18 protein-coding genes and 1 pseudogene are annotated in these 15,674 nt (G+C 64.9%); 8 read left to right on the forward strand and 11 right to left on the reverse strand.

The annotated features are described in order from the left end of the window. Window positions 1–254 precede the first annotated feature (254 nt). Window positions 255–1,277 (reverse strand): annotated as a pseudogene (locus AC1DCU_RS06810) (YifB family Mg chelatase-like AAA ATPase); the annotation flags it as partial. Between the two features lie 365 nt (window positions 1,278–1,642). Here AC1DCU_RS06810 and AC1DCU_RS06815 point away from each other — a divergent pair. Next, window positions 1,643–2,083, forward strand: a complete 441-nt coding sequence (locus tag AC1DCU_RS06815; protein ID WP_442251426.1) for a YbbD-related protein — start codon at window positions 1,643–1,645, stop codon at window positions 2,081–2,083. Between the two features lie 121 nt (window positions 2,084–2,204). Here the strand turns inward: AC1DCU_RS06815 and AC1DCU_RS06820 are convergent, their stop codons facing one another. Next, complete coding sequence (locus tag AC1DCU_RS06820; RefSeq protein WP_442251425.1) at window positions 2,205–2,681, reverse strand: cold-shock protein; 477 nt, start codon at window positions 2,679–2,681, stop codon at window positions 2,205–2,207. Window positions 2,682–2,727: 46 nt separating this feature from the next. After that, the gene (locus AC1DCU_RS06825) at window positions 2,728–3,084 is read right to left on the reverse strand and encodes a hypothetical protein (protein ID WP_033832433.1); all 357 of its coding nucleotides are present in this window, start codon (window positions 3,082–3,084) and stop codon (window positions 2,728–2,730) included. Between the two features lie 565 nt (window positions 3,085–3,649). On the opposite strand from AC1DCU_RS06825, the gene AC1DCU_RS06830 reads away from it, so the two are divergent. Next, the gene (locus AC1DCU_RS06830; protein ID WP_282279488.1) at window positions 3,650–3,913 is read left to right on the forward strand and encodes a hypothetical protein; all 264 of its coding nucleotides are present in this window, start codon (window positions 3,650–3,652) and stop codon (window positions 3,911–3,913) included. A gap of 363 nt (window positions 3,914–4,276) precedes the next feature. Then, window positions 4,277–4,606 (forward strand): hypothetical protein, encoded by a 330-nt coding sequence (locus AC1DCU_RS06835; protein ID WP_127564128.1) that lies wholly within the window; start codon window positions 4,277–4,279, stop codon window positions 4,604–4,606. Window positions 4,607–5,169: 563 nt separating this feature from the next. Here the strand turns inward: AC1DCU_RS06835 and arr are convergent. Both arr and ubiK read right to left on the reverse strand, forming a co-directional pair. Continuing rightward, complete coding sequence (gene arr, locus AC1DCU_RS06840; RefSeq protein WP_282279487.1) at window positions 5,170–5,604, reverse strand: NAD(+)--rifampin ADP-ribosyltransferase; 435 nt, start codon at window positions 5,602–5,604, stop codon at window positions 5,170–5,172. 127 nt (window positions 5,605–5,731) lie between these two features. After that, the gene (ubiK, locus tag AC1DCU_RS06845; RefSeq protein ID WP_025874558.1) at window positions 5,732–5,983 is read right to left on the reverse strand and encodes a ubiquinone biosynthesis accessory factor UbiK; all 252 of its coding nucleotides are present in this window, start codon (window positions 5,981–5,983) and stop codon (window positions 5,732–5,734) included. Window positions 5,984–6,141: 158 nt separating this feature from the next. Between ubiK and AC1DCU_RS06850 the strand changes: the two genes are divergently transcribed. After that, window positions 6,142–6,480, forward strand: a complete 339-nt coding sequence (locus AC1DCU_RS06850; RefSeq protein ID WP_032977217.1) for a P-II family nitrogen regulator — start codon at window positions 6,142–6,144, stop codon at window positions 6,478–6,480. A 134-nt stretch (window positions 6,481–6,614) separates the two neighbouring features. Here the strand turns inward: AC1DCU_RS06850 and AC1DCU_RS06855 are convergent, their stop codons facing one another. Further along, the gene (locus AC1DCU_RS06855; RefSeq protein WP_051585083.1) at window positions 6,615–7,274 is read right to left on the reverse strand and encodes an RIO1 family regulatory kinase/ATPase domain-containing protein; all 660 of its coding nucleotides are present in this window, start codon (window positions 7,272–7,274) and stop codon (window positions 6,615–6,617) included. Between the two features lie 441 nt (window positions 7,275–7,715). Between AC1DCU_RS06855 and AC1DCU_RS06860 the strand changes: the two genes are divergently transcribed. Further along, complete coding sequence (locus AC1DCU_RS06860) at window positions 7,716–8,621, forward strand: aspartyl/asparaginyl beta-hydroxylase domain-containing protein (protein ID WP_478014151.1); 906 nt, start codon at window positions 7,716–7,718, stop codon at window positions 8,619–8,621. A 113-nt stretch (window positions 8,622–8,734) separates the two neighbouring features. On the opposite strand, the gene speE is transcribed toward AC1DCU_RS06860, so the two are convergent. Beyond that, complete coding sequence (gene speE, locus AC1DCU_RS06865; RefSeq protein WP_032977218.1) at window positions 8,735–9,589, reverse strand: polyamine aminopropyltransferase; 855 nt, start codon at window positions 9,587–9,589, stop codon at window positions 8,735–8,737. A 179-nt stretch (window positions 9,590–9,768) separates the two neighbouring features. On the opposite strand from speE, the gene speA reads away from it, so the two are divergent. Both speA and AC1DCU_RS06875 read left to right on the forward strand, forming a co-directional pair. Beyond that, the gene (gene speA, locus AC1DCU_RS06870; protein WP_080149658.1) at window positions 9,769–11,658 is read left to right on the forward strand and encodes an arginine decarboxylase; all 1,890 of its coding nucleotides are present in this window, start codon (window positions 9,769–9,771) and stop codon (window positions 11,656–11,658) included. Window positions 11,659–11,701: 43 nt separating this feature from the next. Then, window positions 11,702–12,022 carry a DUF6122 family protein gene (locus AC1DCU_RS06875; RefSeq protein WP_033832425.1) on the forward strand — a complete coding sequence of 107 codons (321 nt, stop codon included), beginning with the start codon at window positions 11,702–11,704 and terminating at the stop codon, window positions 12,020–12,022. 118 nt (window positions 12,023–12,140) lie between these two features. Here the strand turns inward: AC1DCU_RS06875 and AC1DCU_RS06880 are convergent, their stop codons facing one another. The 3 genes from AC1DCU_RS06880 to AC1DCU_RS06890 are packed head-to-tail and all read right to left on the reverse strand — an operon-like array spanning window position 12,141 to window position 14,406. Then, complete coding sequence (locus tag AC1DCU_RS06880) at window positions 12,141–13,460, reverse strand: ATP-binding protein (protein ID WP_442251423.1); 1,320 nt, start codon at window positions 13,458–13,460, stop codon at window positions 12,141–12,143. After that, complete coding sequence (locus AC1DCU_RS06885) at window positions 13,457–14,116, reverse strand: response regulator transcription factor (protein ID WP_025874566.1); 660 nt, start codon at window positions 14,114–14,116, stop codon at window positions 13,457–13,459. Before AC1DCU_RS06885 ends, AC1DCU_RS06880 begins: the two co-directional genes overlap by 4 nt. Beyond that, window positions 14,116–14,406, reverse strand: coding sequence for a PepSY domain-containing protein (locus AC1DCU_RS06890; protein WP_025874567.1), 291 nt, complete (start codon window positions 14,404–14,406; stop codon window positions 14,116–14,118). Before AC1DCU_RS06890 ends, AC1DCU_RS06885 begins: the two co-directional genes overlap by 1 nt. 156 nt (window positions 14,407–14,562) lie before the next feature. Here AC1DCU_RS06890 and AC1DCU_RS06895 point away from each other — a divergent pair, with 156 nt between their 5' ends. Then, on the forward strand, window positions 14,563–14,997 hold the full coding sequence (locus AC1DCU_RS06895) for a PepSY domain-containing protein (RefSeq protein WP_025874568.1): 435 nt from the start codon (window positions 14,563–14,565) through the stop codon (window positions 14,995–14,997). A 127-nt stretch (window positions 14,998–15,124) separates the two neighbouring features. On the opposite strand, the gene AC1DCU_RS06900 is transcribed toward AC1DCU_RS06895, so the two are convergent. Beyond that, window positions 15,125–15,616 carry a hypothetical protein gene (locus AC1DCU_RS06900; protein WP_025874569.1) on the reverse strand — a complete coding sequence of 164 codons (492 nt, stop codon included), beginning with the start codon at window positions 15,614–15,616 and terminating at the stop codon, window positions 15,125–15,127. Window positions 15,617–15,674 lie beyond the last annotated feature (58 nt).

Raw genomic sequence — 15,674 nt, forward strand, 5'->3', positions numbered from 1 at the left:
ACTGAGGATCTAGCGTGCGAATCCCTGGAATCTCGGCGCTACATCGATCAACTTCCCTCCAGCTAGTGGCGTTGGCGCTATACATGCAGGAAGCGAGCCAAGAGCTCGGCGTCGCCACCAATCGAGATGCAGCTGCAAAGAGAGTCTTGAGCACAGCCGCAGATTAGATGACGCACTAAAATGACTTGTCATTTTATCAGGTTGCTGATTCTTAAGAAGAAAAAGTGTTGAATGATATGCGCGGCCGGTACCATTGAGATCAGTTGGAAGCGTGCCGGGTAGACCACGCTGCGCGACGCGCGGGAGATGCGGATGTGGCCGGACTCCAGTGGCTCGCGCAGGGTTTCCAGCGCACTGCAGTTCCACTCCGGCAGTTCATCCAGGAACAGCACGCCGTGGTGCGCCAGCGAGATTTCGCCGGGGCAGGGCGGATTACCGCCCCCCACCAAAGCCGCAGCGCTCGCACTGTGGTGCGGCGCCCGGAACGGCCGCTGTCGCCAACGCTTCGGGTCCAGCCCTTCGCCGCTGACCGAGGTAATGGCCGCCAACTGCAGGGCATCGATCTCTTCGGAATCCGGCAGCAGGCCGGGCAGGCGCGAGGCCAGCAGGGTCTTGCCGCAGCCGGGGCTGCCGATCAGCAACAGATGGTGACCACCGGCCGCGGCAACCTCCAACGCGCGGCGCGCGAGCGCCTGCCCGCGCACATCGGCCAGATCCGGCAGCGGCAGCGGTGTGGTGTCCACCCGTTCCACCTGCGGCAACAGGCGCGGATTGCCCAGCCCGGCACAGCATTCCAGCAGGGTGCGCGCCACCCGCACATCGGCGTGCTGGGCCAGCGCCGCCTCCGCCGCGTTGCCGGGTGGCACGATCAGGATGCGCCCCGCTTCGGCGGCGGCGATGGCGGCCGGCAGCGCACCGGACACCGCGCGCAGCTCTCCGGTCAAGCCAAGTTCGCCGAGGAATTCGTACTGCAGCAACGACTGCGGATCGATCTGGCCACTGGCCGCGAGGATGCCCAGCGCGATGGCCAGATCGTAGCGACCGCCCTCCTTGGGCAGGTCGGCGGGCGCGAGGTTCAAGGTGATGCGCCGCTGCGGAAAGTCGAACCTAGCGCAGAGCATCGCGGCACGCACGCGCTCGCGCGACTCGCGCACGCTGGTCTCGGCCAGACCGACAATCTGGGTAACGGGCAGGCCTCCGGAGAGATGCACCTCGATCCGCACCAGCGGGGCATCGACCCCGGCGCGGGCACGGCTGTGGACCAGCGCCAGGCTCATGTGTGGATTCCTGCGGAGGGGGCGCTTGATGGTGAGGCGGGCGATCTGCGGGTAGCCATCGGGGATTGCTGGAGAAGCGGCTAGGGGGATTCCTCCCCACCGCGCAGCGTGCCCTCTGTTGGCTATGAATGCGCTCCCGACTTGCCTTTTTCCCCACGAGCAAGGACATTTCTTCGGATCTCGCTCGTTGAGCCAATGGGGCTGCAGGACGCCCAGCTTGGCGTGACTAGGACAGAGACCGGTGTGTACACAGTTCGCCTTGGACGATCATCTGGACGAATAAGCCCTGCTGGGAGTTGCTCGCAGATTTGCGGGAGCTATCGTCCCGGTGGAAATTTCCCATGCTGATGACTTGCACGCCTCCAATGAACACTCGCAAGCTCTTCCTGATGGTCACGCTGGCACTCGCACTTTCTGGCTGCTCGGAAGTTGCAAGCACTCAATATGCAGACCGAAACCAAGCCGCTTCGAGACACGCAATCGGTGAATCGAAGTGGTTGCCCGGGTGGTTGCCTGAGGATGCTGTCAACATACAAGAGACGCACGACATGGACACCAATGAGTCGTGGTTGGTCTTTCGTTTAACCAGCGGGATTCTTACCTTGCCTGAAGACTGCACGCTGGCAAGCAGGCCGGAGATGCCGGACGCGCGAGTCATGCGGCGGTTTCCCCAGTTCGCCCGAAGCGCTTGGTCGCGCGCGTCAAATCACGCCGGAAAGTTCTACCTGTGTCCGGAGGGCAATGCTGGTCGCTGGGTCATGCATGATGAAGAACTGGACCTTGTTTACAGCAGAGTAAAGTTCTGAGACCGATGTCCGGGCGCTCAAGTTCGATAACGAACGGCAACCCTCTTCGTCCGAACTTGGACTCCCTCAACGTAGTCAGGCCGACGTCCCCCCGATTTTGAGTAGCAGGGCGATTTGGAGTTCAAGCTCTAGTTGGACACCGCTGCCCATCAGGGACCGCCCCACTGAAGCGCCCAAACAGCGCTTCGATCCACGATGTTCCTGCACTCTCCACCAGTAACGCGCCCTGGCTCTGGTGGTAGTCCAACCATCGCTCGAAACTGAGGCGCAGGCGCTCGATATCCGGTGCCCGCGTAAGTGCATCGGCGGGCACCCGGATCAGCACGCGTGAGGGCGCATTCTCCACGTCCAGCACCAGAACGCCCTTGCACCGGATCTCGAAGGACGTCACCCCGGCATAGCGCGTGTGCAGTTCAAAACCCTCATCTGCTTTGGCGGTCACGAAGCCGAGTGCATCACTGTGCAGCAGCCGGTAATCGGCCGGCCGCAGCTTCTGGTAGGCCCACACCTGATCGCCCGCTGGCTCCGGCCACCCCGCCCATACCGCGCCGATCACCACGATGCACACCGCCGCCGCGGCAAGCCCACGCTTCTTCATTCATCACCCCGCACAAAAACAGAACGTCACGCCCACAAGCGCGCCCTCAGTCCTGTGGCCGCACGCGTTCGTGGATGAAGGCCGTGAGTGCGATGTCGGCCATCACCAGCCCTTCCATCACCCGGTCGCCCACGTACTGGTCGGGCTCGCCGTTCTGGCGCGTGCGCTCGGCCGCCAGCAGGATCTCCTGCACGATGCGCTGGCCCGTCAGCGCGCAGTCGGCGTCGGACAACTGCATCTGCCGACTGCGCAGGTGATGGCGTTCGGGCCACGGCTGGCCGTCGGCTGCGGCGCCTGCGCCGATGCTTCGCAGGATGGCGATGAGGCTGTTGGGGTCCAGAGCAGGTGCAGGCGAGGGCGCTTCCTGGATGGGGCGCGGGGGAGGGGAGTGCGGCGTGGTCATGGCAGGCTCCGTGCAAGCAGGCAGAAGCCGCCACCGATAAAGGTGGCGGACGATGCGTGGCTCGAAAACCGGGCTATTAGGACAACCGGCGGGCGCAAGGCCCCCACGCACCGCCCGCCATAGCCGGCAGACGGATTGCCAGCCGGCACCACGCGTGGTGGTGCCGGCTGACAAGCGTAAACAACTTCCTAATAGCTCGGGTTTTCGACGCCCGGCCACCCGTTGTCGGTGGCTCTACCAGAGTTGCCTGATGTTGTTTGGAATGCCAAGGGGTTGGGGCCAAAGCCGCCAAAGCCCGAGACGTATTTGGCATTGTCGCATAGCGTGTAAAGTGGCGAGAGCGTTGTGTTACGGGAAGACTGGCACTTCTGGAACGGAGTCGTCAGAACCTTCCGCCAAAGACGCAGGGTGCGGCAAATGCGACAGCATTCGACGAGCGGTTCTTCATGGCACTGGCAATAGAGCACGTGTTGCGGGCTTCACTTCCTGGCGATGTGCAAGTCACGGCTTCACCCATGCTATCCACGTTTGCTATAGGTGGAATTCCCAAGCTGTGATTGCACGCATGACTCTGACGGACCTACTGGCTTCTGCCGTCTACCTCGACTATCTATTCGCCTTGGACGCGTACCTGAAGAAGCAGCCCTTCAAGCATGAGGCACCGATCGAGCCGGCCATTGTCCGTGTACAGGAAGGGTGGATGGGGCACGCCAATATCAAGGCAGATGCACTTCTTCAGTTGATCAGTGCCGAGCGAGTTCAGGCCTTCAGCTACATAGCGCAGAAATTGGCCGTCTATTCGGAGGCGGACGGAGGGTGGCTGGAATGAAGAGCTACTTGAAAAAGACCCGGGTTCCGGGTGCCATTGCTTATGCCAGCGAAGTTGCGGAGATGTTCCGTTCCACGCGAGCCAACACTGAATAGGACAGGGTGGGCGATTCAAGATCTCGACTCAAGATCTCGACGAGGATGGCGCAAGGATCTTTGGCGCTGCTGGAAGCACGAGCTGGGTTTTGATCAGGTCGTCTCTGCCACTGAGTCACGCGATCCCTCGTCTATCGAGGTTGCAGCGCTCCCAAGCTGTTCTTCGATGCTGGCGCCTCGGGTAGCGAGAGTGGGGGATGGCCGCGGGTCCCTTCTGCTATAAGTGACGCAACCGTGGCCAGAGGGCCTTCAATTAGATTGTGGACTCATGGATTTGTACTGGCGCTTGTTCACCAATTGCACATCGCAGCAGGCGGCTCTCAAGGTCGCGGCGCGGATCTTTCAGCAAGCTGGTCTTGCAGTCGGCAATCTCCACGCAGAGCCATATCACAAGGGCGGCTTCATGGTGAGTACCTGCTCGAGTCATGCCGCTCAATCGTGGCCTGAATTTGTGGTTCTTGCCCTGACTTCGGCTCAGTCCATCGGCCGCGGATGGCTCTTGAGCGGCTCAATTGCAGAGGAGCTGGACGCTTGGTCCAGTCACTCCTCGGTTTCCGGTGTTTCGTCCATCCATATTCAGGCGGAAAGGCAGGAATGACTCATCGCTGGAGCAGATACCGAGTTCCAGCATGGAGCAGCTCCAGAGACCGAGATCGCCAGCCGGCAATCATCTTGCAGGAGCGAGGTGAGGCTTGAGCTTGTGAATCGCGCATCGCGTATCCAGCAGGGCCTGACGGAGCTCATAGTCTCGCGTCGGTGTTCCGCGATATGGAGGGCTCTTGCTCTCGCGATTGATGTCCGCTCCTGGCCGGAAGCGGATGTGAGCCTCCCTGGCAGCGCGCTTTAATGATGAGGAACGTGTCGATGGTCAGCACCCGGTGCAACATCTGCGGTCGAAAGCTTGGCGTCGCTGCCGATCTGCTCTCTGCCGACTGCGGCGGAGACTGCTGGGGCTGCGTGGGAGCGATGGAGCTTGGTTGGCCAGAATCGGCCAAGCGGGTCGCGAAGGAAATCCGAGCCGGGCTTCGGGAGCCTGATGGGGCGGCTAAGCCGCGGTCCGGCAGTTAGCGGGCCAACGTCCGCTTCTGGCCGAAAGCGGACATCGTTCGAAAGCTTGCCGCGTTGATCGTCCGCCGGCCAAAGCACGGACACTTCTATTCATCAGTTGATGATCTCCCCACTCCCCGACGCGACAAACTCCTTCAACTGCCGAACGAACTCCGCATCGTAGGTCTCCCACTCCGTAATCTTTCCAACAACCCGCAATGGCTCCGCACTCCGATACGACCGCGTCGGATTCCCGGGAAACTTCTTGTTGGTCACATTAGGATCGTCCTCGAACGGCCCGGTCGGCTCCACCACATACACACGCGGCCGCCCCTCACCCCGGGCCATCTCCGCAGCCAAACCGGCGCCCTTGGCAATCGTGGTGAAGTAGATGTGGTTCATCACCACACTGTCGCGATAGTTGGAGCGGAAGCCCGCGCTCAGCAGTTCGCCCACCGCGAGGTCAGCGCGGGTGCCGTGATAGAACGGCCCGGCAACCTGGTCGCAGTTGTCATGCGAAACGGGTGTCCATTCGGTGTCCTGTGCCATCGGCACTGCCCCTGACTGTCCTGCCGGATCGACAGGCCGGCGAGTCTAGGATGCCGGGCGGGCCTTGCGGCAAGGCCCCATCAGGGAAATAATCTGTAAGTGGGAGGCGCGGTGCGCCTCCTTTTTTTTATTCTGCCTTGCCGCGGCCTTCCAGCTCGCGCACCGCCGTTTCCAGAGCATCCAGCTTCTCGCGGGTCTTCAGCAGCACCGCGCGCTGCACTTCAAACTCTTCGCGGGTCACCAGGTCCAGCTTGGCCAGCCCTGCCTGCAGCGCGCTCTTGAAGGTGGCCTGCAGTTCCTCGCGCGATTCGCGCAGGCCCGGCGGCACCAGGTCGCTGAGGCGACGGGCCAGGTCATCGATTTGGTTCAGGTCGATCATGGGGTGCTCCGTGGGGTAGTGGGCCTGCGCATCCGGCGCGGCCACGGCGGTTCGGCGCTAAGGATACTGCTGGCCCCGGCCCGCCGGACAGGCGCTGCGGGTTTCGCACCGGCCGCGTTCAGGCGCTATCCTCCACGCCGGAATACAGGAGATAGACGATGAAGATGGTCATGGCGGTGATCAAGCCGTTCAAGCTCGACGACGTGCGCGAAGCGCTGGCCGAGCGCGGGGTTACCGGGATCACGGTGACGGAAGTGAAGGGCTTCGGTCGCCAGAAGGGCCATACCGAGCTGTACCGCGGCGCCGAGTACGTGGTCGACTTCCTGCCGAAGGTGAAGCTGGAAGTGGCGGTGACCGACGATCAGGTGGAGGTGGTGGTGGAAGCCATCGTGAAAGCGGCGGGCACCGGCAAGATCGGCGACGGCAAGGTGTTCGTGTACGACCTGGGCAGCGTGGTGCGTATTCGTACCGGTGAGCTGGACGCGGACGCGTTGTAAGCCGCTGAAGGGATGTGACCGGCGGGGTTTTGCGTCGCCGGAACGAAGAGCGGTCGAGCAAGCTCGACCTCTACCGGTGAAGCGGGTGAAGCGGTCGAGCAAGCTCGACCCCTACCGGTGAAGCGGGGCGGTGGCTACCGGCGCTTGGCCCACTTGTAGAACCGCTTCCAGCCTTGGCGCACGGCCGCCACCCAACCGGGGTCGGCCACCAGCGCCGCCTGCGCAGGGCTCGGCGCCTGCCCGGTCACGCGCTGGCGCATCTTCAGCAGGTTCTTCATGTCGCTGCGGCTCAGCTGCCGGCTCAGCGGGTTGCGGCGCAGCCAGCGCGGTACGCGCCAGGCCGAGGTGAAATCAAGCAGCACCGGTACGCCGGCGCTGACCACCACGTTGGTGCCATGCAGGTCGTTGTGGGTGATGCCGGCGGCATGCAGGCGGCTCAGCGCGTGCTGCAGCTGCTCGAATACTTCATTGCCCACGGCCTGCGCGGTGCTCAACGTCTGGCCGGGGATGAATTCCATGCCCAGCGCCAGGCCACCGAGGGTGCCGAGCAGGGCCGGGGCGTGCTTCCAGCCGCCCAGCCGCTCCAGCATGCGCGCCTCGCGGCGCACCATCAGCCGGGCGATCGGCGACACCGGGGTGCCACGGTAGCGGGAGTAGTCCTTCACCACCGCCGGACGGCCGTCCAGGCAGGTACGGTAGACATCGGGGGCGAGGAAGCGCTCGCCGCGCTTGAGCAGCAGCGGCGCCACGGCATCATCGCCGCAGGACGGGGAGGGAGTGATGGAAGGGATCATGTGGGGTCTCGGGCGACCCGGTGGGCGGCGCTGAAGCGTCAAGCGAACCGGTACGACGGGGGGAACTGGCTAAACTTTCGTTAAGTCAATTTTAGTACCGGCAAGTTCGCTATTCCACGATTTGTCGGAGAAATGTCGGCGTCGTGGCTGGAACAGTTCGTCGCGCTTTCTCGGACAATTCTGTCTCACTTTTCGAAAAGCAATTTGATTTCAATAGCTTGCAAATGCGGCCGGCGGCGCTCGCGGCGCAGCGATGCGGCCCACGCACGCTTGGCTTGACCCCGGCGCACGGCCTGCCGACCATAAGCTGTTACACGCGACATCGACGGCCGCACCCACCCGGCACGTCCCCGTCTCCTGCCGCGTTCCCCCACTGATGCCGGCCCTGCGGCCGCATCGCCCTGTTTCCCTGTCCGGCGTGTGCTGGAGGAAAGTGCTTTGATCATCAAAATCGTACTTGCGGCGCTGTTCGTGTCCTGCGTGCTGTACATCCACTTCCGTGGCAAGGTCCGTGCGCGCTGGTCGCGCCAGCTGCTGGACCACTCCAGCTTCATGGCCCCGATCAACGTGGTCATGTACATGTTCTCCAAGGTGCCGACCACGCCGTTCCTGGACCCGGGCAAGGAATTCCCGCAGCTGGAGCCGCTGCGGCAGAACTGGCAGATGATCCGCGACGAGGCACTGGCGCTGCGCGATGCGCAGGCGATCGCTGCCTCCAGCACGTTCAATGATGCCGGCTTCAATTCATTCTTCCGCCGCGGCTGGAAGCGCTTCTACCTGAAGTGGTACGGCCCCTCGCACCCGTCGGCCAAGGCGATGTGCCCCAGGACCACCGCGCTGCTGGAATCGCTGCCGGACGTGCGCGCGGCGATGTTCGCGCAGCTGCCGTCGGGCAGCGAGCTGCGCCCGCACCGCGACCCGTTCGCCGGTTCGCTGCGCCTGCACCTGGGCCTGGCCACGCCCAACAACGATGCCTGCTACATCGAAGTGGACGRCATCAAGAAGAGCTGGCGCGACGGTGAGTGGATGATGTTCGACGAAACCTACATCCACCATGCGCACAACGAGACGCCCGATGACCGGGTGATCCTGTTCTGCGATATCGCCCGCCCGCTGCGCTTCGGCCTGCCGGGCCTGTTCAACCGCCTGGTGGCGTCCACGCTGCTGGCCGGTGGCGCCTCGCCGAACCTGCCGGGCGACCCGACCGGTGGCGTCAACAAGGCCTTCGGCAGCGTATACAAGGTGCGGCTGAAGGCCAAGGCGCTGCGCGAGCGCAGCGTGGTGGCCTATCAGGTGATCAAGTGGGGCCTGGTGGTGGCGGTGATCGCCGGTATCTGGGCGCTGTAAGCGGACCGCCGCCGGGCATGGCCCGGCGCTACCGGAAAACGAAAAAACCCGCGCTGTCGCCAGCGCGGGTTTTTGCTTTGGTAGGTGCCAACCTTGGTTGGCACGCTTTCCGATCAACCCTTCAGCGCCGCCTTCACGAACGGCGGGGTCACCAGCACGCCGGTGTGCAGCGCGGCGGTGTAGTACAGGGTGTCGAAGGTCTTGGCGGCCGAATCGGCCTGGCGGAAGTCGAAGCTGCTGTCGCCCTTGCGCGCCAGGGTCACGCTCCACCAGCCGGTGGGGTAGCACGGCTGCGGGAACGGCAGGGTCTTGAACGAGCCGAAGCCGGCCTTGCCCATCTCGGTGCGCATTTCGTTGATCAGCTCCAGCTGCATCAGCGGCGACTCGGACTGCTGCACCAGGATGCCGTCGTCCTTCAGGGCCTTGAAGCAGCTCTCGTAGAACGCCTTGTTGAACAGGCCTTCGCCCGGGCCGACCGGATCGGTCGAATCGACAATCACCACGTCCACGCTGCCGGCCGGGCAGTTGGCCATGTAGGCCACGCCGTCGTCGAACATCAGCTCGGCGCGCGGGTCGTCGTTGGAATCGCACAGTTCCGGGAAGTGCTTGCGCGCCATCACGGTCACCTGCTCGTCGATGTCGCACTGGGTCACGCTCTCCACGCCCTTGTGCTTGAGCACTTCGCGCAGGGTGCCGCAGTCGCCGCCGCCGATGATCACCACGCGCTTGGGCGCGGCGTGGGTGAACAGCACCGGGTGGCTGATCATCTCGTGGTAGAAGAAGTTGTCCTTGCTGGTCAGCATGATGGCCCCATCGATGGTCATCAGGTTGCCCCAGTCGGTGGTCTGGAAGATCTCGATCTTCTGGAACGGCGACTGCACTTCGTCCAGCTTGCCGGTGATGCGGTAGCCGATGGCCGAGCCGGTGCGCTCGAAGTGTTCGATGTACCAGTTGCTGTTGTCAGTCATGGGAAAGCATTCCTGTTCGGAGGGGATGGAGCCGGGCTGAAGGCGGGGTGCCACGCATCCGGACGGATCGGCCCGTTCAGGTTCAGACCTGCCACGGGCGCGGGCGCGCATGATAACGAACCTGTGGGCATATAGGCGTTATCATGCCCCCCCTTTTATTTGCCACAAGGCCGACTGCAATGACCGATTGGTCCCTCGACCAAGCCCGCAAGACCTACTCGATCCCGCACTGGGCGGATGGCTATTTCGACGTGGATCAGGCCGGGCACATGGTGGTGAGACCGACCGGGGCGGATGGCCCGGTGGTGTCGCTGCCCAAGGTGGTCGATGCCGCGCGCGCGGCCGGTGCCAAGCTGCCGCTGCTGGTGCGCTTCCCGGACATCCTCGGCCAGCGCCTGGGCAAGCTGCAGGCGGCGTTCGCCCAGGCCCAGCAGGATTGGGACTACCCGGGCGGCTACACCGCCGTGTACCCGATCAAGGTGAACCAGCACCGCGGCGTGGCCGGCACTCTGGCCAGCCACCACGGTGAAGGCTTCGGCCTGGAAGCGGGCAGCAAGCCGGAACTGATGGCCGTGCTGGCGCTGTCGCGCCCGGGTGGCCTGATCGTCTGCAACGGCTACAAGGACCGCGAGTACATCCGCCTGGCCCTGATCGGCCGCAAGCTGGGCCTGCAGACCTTCATCGTCATCGAGAAGCCGTCCGAGCTGAAGCTGGTGCTGGAAGAGTCCAAGGCGCTGGACGTGAAGCCGGGCCTGGGCGTGCGCATGCGCCTGGCCTCGCTGGGCGCCGGCAAGTGGCAGAACAGCGGTGGCGACAAGGCCAAGTTCGGGCTGTCGCCGCGCCAGCTGCTGGACCTGTGGAAGTCGCTGCGCGATACCGAATACGCCGACTGCCTGAGCCTGCTGCACTTCCACATGGGCTCGCAGATCTCCAACGTGCGCGACATCGCCAACGGCATGCGCGAAGCCACCCGTTACTTCGTCGAGCTGTCACAGCTGGGTGCGAAGATCACCCACGTCGACGTGGGCGGTGGCCTGGGCGTGGACTACGAAGGCACCCGTTCGCGCAGCTTCTGCTCGATCAACTACGGCCTCAATTCGTACGCCAGCAACATCGTTCAGCCGCTGGCCAATGCCTGCGAAGAACATGGCCTGACCCCGCCGCGCATCGTCACCGAGTGCGGCCGCGCGATGACCGCGCACCACGCGGTGCTGATCGCCAACGTGTCTGAAGTGGAACAGGCGCAGGAAGGCCGCGTGCCGGACCAGCACGACGACGAGCCGGCCTCGATCCGCCACCTGCGCGAGATCCACGAAGAACTGGACGTGCGTCCGGCGGTGGAGCTGTTCCAGGAAGCACAGCACTTCCACGCCGAAGGCCTGTCCAGCTATGCGCTGGGCCAGATCGACCTGCCGCAGCGTGCGCGCATCGACGATCTGTTCTATGCCATCGCCCATGGCGTGCGTGCGCGCCTGAGCTACGACGAGAAGAGCCATCGCCCGGCGCTGGATGAACTGAACGAGCGCCTGGTCGACAAGTACTTCGTCAACTTCAGCGTGTTCGAATCGATTCCCGATGCGTGGGCGATCGACCAGGTGTTCCCGATCGTGCCGATCGAGCGCTTGAACGAGATGCCGGATCGCCGCGGGATCATCGCCGACATGACCTGCGATTCCGATGGCATGGTCAAGACCTACGTCGAGAACGAAAGCCTGGACAGCTCGCTGCCGCTGCACGCGATCAAGCACGGCGAGAGCTACCGCATCGGTTTCTTCATGGTCGGTGCCTACCAGGAAATCCTCGGCGACATCCACAACCTGTTCGGCGATACCGACGCGGTGGAAGTGCTGGCCGATGCCGATGGCTATGCCATCACCCAGCAGCGCCGCGGCGATACCACCGACGTGATGCTGGACTACGTGGGCTACAAGCTGGATGACCTGCGTGCGGCTTACGCCGAGCGCGTGGCATCGGCGGACCTGTCGCCGGAACGCGCGCAGGAGCTGTCCGAAGCGCTGGAAGCGGGCCTGACCGGTTACACCTACCTGTCCGATGAACCGTTGATCTGAGGGTGACGGGAACGCCGGGCATGGCCCGGCGCTACCGGTGCTGATGAGCGCCCGCGCGATCTTCCATCTGTTCCTGCATGCCGCCGTGCCAGCCCTGCTGGCATGGCTGTTCTGGCGCAAGCGCTTCGCCTCGGCGTGGCTGTTGCTGCTGCTGGGCTGGATCATCGATCTGGACCACCTGCTGGCCGATCCGATCTACGCCCCGAACCGCTGCAGCATCGGCTTCCACCCGCTGCATACCGCACCGGCGATTGCCGTGTATGCCGGGCTATGCGTGCCGAAGAAAACGCGGCTGGTAGGCATCGGTTTGATGATCCACATCGTGCTCGATGCCATCGACTGCTGGTGGATGCATCACCGTTGAGGCTTGGTAGATGCCGACCTTGGTCGGCGCTCTTGATGCGCGTCGACCACGGTCGACACCTGCCGGGTGGCGCATGATCCGGTAGCGCCGGGCCATGCCCGGCGAGCGCAGCGGCGCGTTACCCCATCGGCAACCACAACGTGGCGCGCAATCCCGGTTGTGCATTCTCCAGCGCCAGCCGTCCACCATAACTGGCGGCGATATCACCCACGATGGCCAGGCCCAGGCCACTGCTGTTTTCGCGCTCATCCAGCCGTACGCCACGCTGGGTCACCTGCGCCAGCGCCTCGGCTGCCAGCCCCGGACCGTCGTCGCGCACATCAATGCGCAACTGTTCATCGTCCACGCGCGCAGTGACCGTCACCTCCCGCTGTGCCCACTTGCCGGCGTTGTCGAGCAGGTTGCCGAGCATCTCTTCCAGGTCGGCGCTGGCACCGGCGAACTGCAGGTCGTCGGCAATGCCTTCGGCCTGGAACTGCAGCGCACGGTCCCCATGCACGCGCGCCATCAACCCGCACAGCGCCTGTGCCACCGTGGCCACCGGCGTGCGTTCGCGATGGTCGGCGGTCAGCCCGGCGGCAAGATAGCGATCGACGCTGGCCTGCATGCGTGCGCCCTGTTCGCGCAGCGTCGCGCGCCACGCGCGGCCCTCGCCATCGGCTTCAGCGGCGAGCACGCTCAGCGGTGTTTTCAGCGCATGCGCCAGATCCTGTGCGCTGGTGCGGGCGCGGCCCACCATCCGTTGCTGGTGGTCGAGCAGGGTATTGAGCTCTTCGCCGAGCGGTGCGATTTCAGCGCCCAATCCGGCCGTATCGATGCGCTCTGCATCGCCGCGGCGCACGCGTTCCAGCTGCGCACCGAGACGCTGCAGGGGCCGCAGGCCGAAATGCACCTGGCTGGCCAGTACCGCCAGCCACGCCGCTACCAGCACGGCCAACGCCATTGCGCTGCGTTGGCGGAACGCGGCGACGTCCGCATCCAAGGCACTGCGGTCGGTGGCGACCACGGCGACATAGGGTTGGTTGGCGCGGGGCAGGCGCACCGGCTGCACGCGCGCGCGCAGCGATTGCTGCAGCGGGCCCGGCAGATTGCGTTCGGCCGTGCCAGTGGCGGCCACTGGCAGCGTTTCGTCCCACAACGAACGTGACTGCAGCAGCACCTTGCCGCTGCCATCGGCGATCTGCCAGTACGCGCCGGAGAACACGCGCTGGAAGCGCGCATCGTTGGGTTCCTGGCGCAGCTGCAGCTGGCCATCGGCATCGATCTCGGCCTGCGCCAGCAGGGTCAGCATGTCCTGCTGCAGTTCGTTGTCCAGGCGGTCGCGCGCGCTGCGCTTGAACAGTTCGCCCAGCAGCGCACTGGCCAGTGCCGAGACCAGCAGCAGGCCGATGCCACCGGCCAACAGCAGCCGGCGTCGCAATGACGGCTGCCGGCTCACGGCGCGGCCAACCGCCAGCCCTGGCCGCGTACGGTCTGGATCAGGTCGGTGCCGAGCTTGCGGCGCACCCGCCCCAGCAGTACGTCCAGCGCATTCGAATCGGGGTCATGACCGCCATCGAACACATGTTCGCCCAGGCGGTCGCGGCCGATCACCTGGCCGCTGTGGTGAATGAAGTAGCTCAGCAGGCGGAATTCCTGCGGGCTCAGCGCCAACGCCTGGCCATCCAGGTCGAAGCGCCCGGCATTGACGTCCAGCTGCAGTGGACCGCACTGCAACCGTGGACTGGCATGGCCGTGGCTGCGGCGGATCAGCGCGCGCAGGCGCAGCACCAGTTCGTCGGCCTGGAAAGGTTTGGTCAGGTAGTCGTCGGCGCCGGCGTCGAAGCCGGCCAGCTTGTCGTGCCAGCGCCCGCGTGCGGTCAGCACCAGCACGGGAAAGTCGCGGCCGTTGCCGCGCCAGCGTTCGATCACGCTCAGGCCGTCCAGCCCGGGCAGGCCCAGATCGACGATGGCGGCCTGCAGGTCTTCCACCTGGCCGATCTCCTCGGCCTGGCGACCATCGGCCACCACCTCGACCACGTAACCGGCCTGCTCCAGCAGCGGCTGCAGGCGCTCGGCCAATGCGGCATCGTCTTCGGCCAACAGGATGCGCATCAGTCGTCCAGCTCCGTCTTCAACAGCCTGCCGTTGCGCGCATCATAGTCCAGCTCCACCACCACGCCGTCGGCGCGCAGGATCTCCACTTCGTACACGCCATCGTCCAGTTCCACTTCCAGCAGCTGGCCGGGGTGGCGCTTGAGCGCATCGCGCACCACGCCTTCCAGCGGCACGTAGCGGCCTTGCTGCACGGCGCGGCGCGCGACCTGCTGCGCCGGGTCTTGGGCAGGGCCGGCGGCGGTCGGGGCGCTGGCCAGGGCCAGCAGCAGGGACAGGGAGGGCAGGATCGGCACGTGAGTGGCTGGAAGCATGGGAACAAGTGACAGGCGCGAGTGTGCCGCGGCCGACTAACGGTTGGCTAACAGCGCCGGCTAGGCCGCTGTTAACCACGCCGTGCATCGTGGCGTTGCCGGGATGGTCCGGCACCGAACAGGAGAACCCCCATGTTGAAGTCGCTCACCCTCGCTACCGTTGTCGCCCTGGCCGTGGCCCCCGCCGTACAGGCGGCACCGCTGGGCATGGCCCAGGTCGAACAGACCCTGCGCAAGGCCGGCTACACCCAGATCCATGAGATCGAGCGGGATGATGGCCTGTGGGAAGCCGATGTCAGCCGTGCCGACGGTCGCTTCAGCGAGGTGTATGTGGACCCGAAGACCGGCGAGATCTTCGACGAGCACGATGGGCGTGCGCAGCTGAGCACCGAGCAGGTGCTGGCCAAGGCGCAGTCGCAGGGCCTGCGCGAGATCCATTCGCTGGAACGCGATGGTGCGACGTGGTCGCTGGAAGCGCGCAATGCCCGCAACCAGAAGGTGGAAGTGCGCCTGAGCGGTCATGACGGCCGCATCCTGCACAGCGAGCGCGATGGCTGGCTGGATTGACGCCTGCTTCGGGAAGGTGTGTCGACCAAGGTCGACACCTACCTGGTAGAGCCGGCCGCTGGCCGGCTGCTGCACGGTGTTTCCGGGATCAGGAGGTACCCGGCCAGCGGCCGGCCCTACCGTGCGCTTACCAGCCGTAAGGCGGCGGGTAATCCCAATAGCCCGGGCCACCACCGTAATACCCACCACCGCCGTACGGCCCGAAGAAGCCCGGGCCCTTGCCTTCGCTCACGTGGATGTTGACGTTGACCCCACGGGTCTTGCCTTCATCGTTGGTGTAGTTCTTGCTGAGATTCAGCGTGGCGGCGTTGTAGTGGGTGTTGCCGTAATTCTTGGCATAGCCGATGCCGGTGGTGAAGCTGCCGGAGACCTTGACCTTGTCGTCCTGCACGTCGGCGATCCTGCCGTCGCCATGCACGCGCGGGCCGGTCTTGTCGCCGTAGAACGTGCCGGGCGGATCCTGTTGCAGCGTCGGATCGTTGAGATAGCGCATAGGCGTCTGCGGCACGGACAGGTCCAGGCCGGACGCCTGCGGCGCGGTGGCGCCGGCGGCGGACTGCGCCAACGCGGTCCCGGGCAGGGCGGCCAAGCACAGCAGCAGGGTCAGGGGGCGGATCATGACGGCACTCCAGCGCAGAGGGGCCGCGCAGCACGCGGCGGTACAGGCCGACGCTAGC

It is taken from the genome of Stenotrophomonas sp. 10L48 (assembly GCF_056395105.1).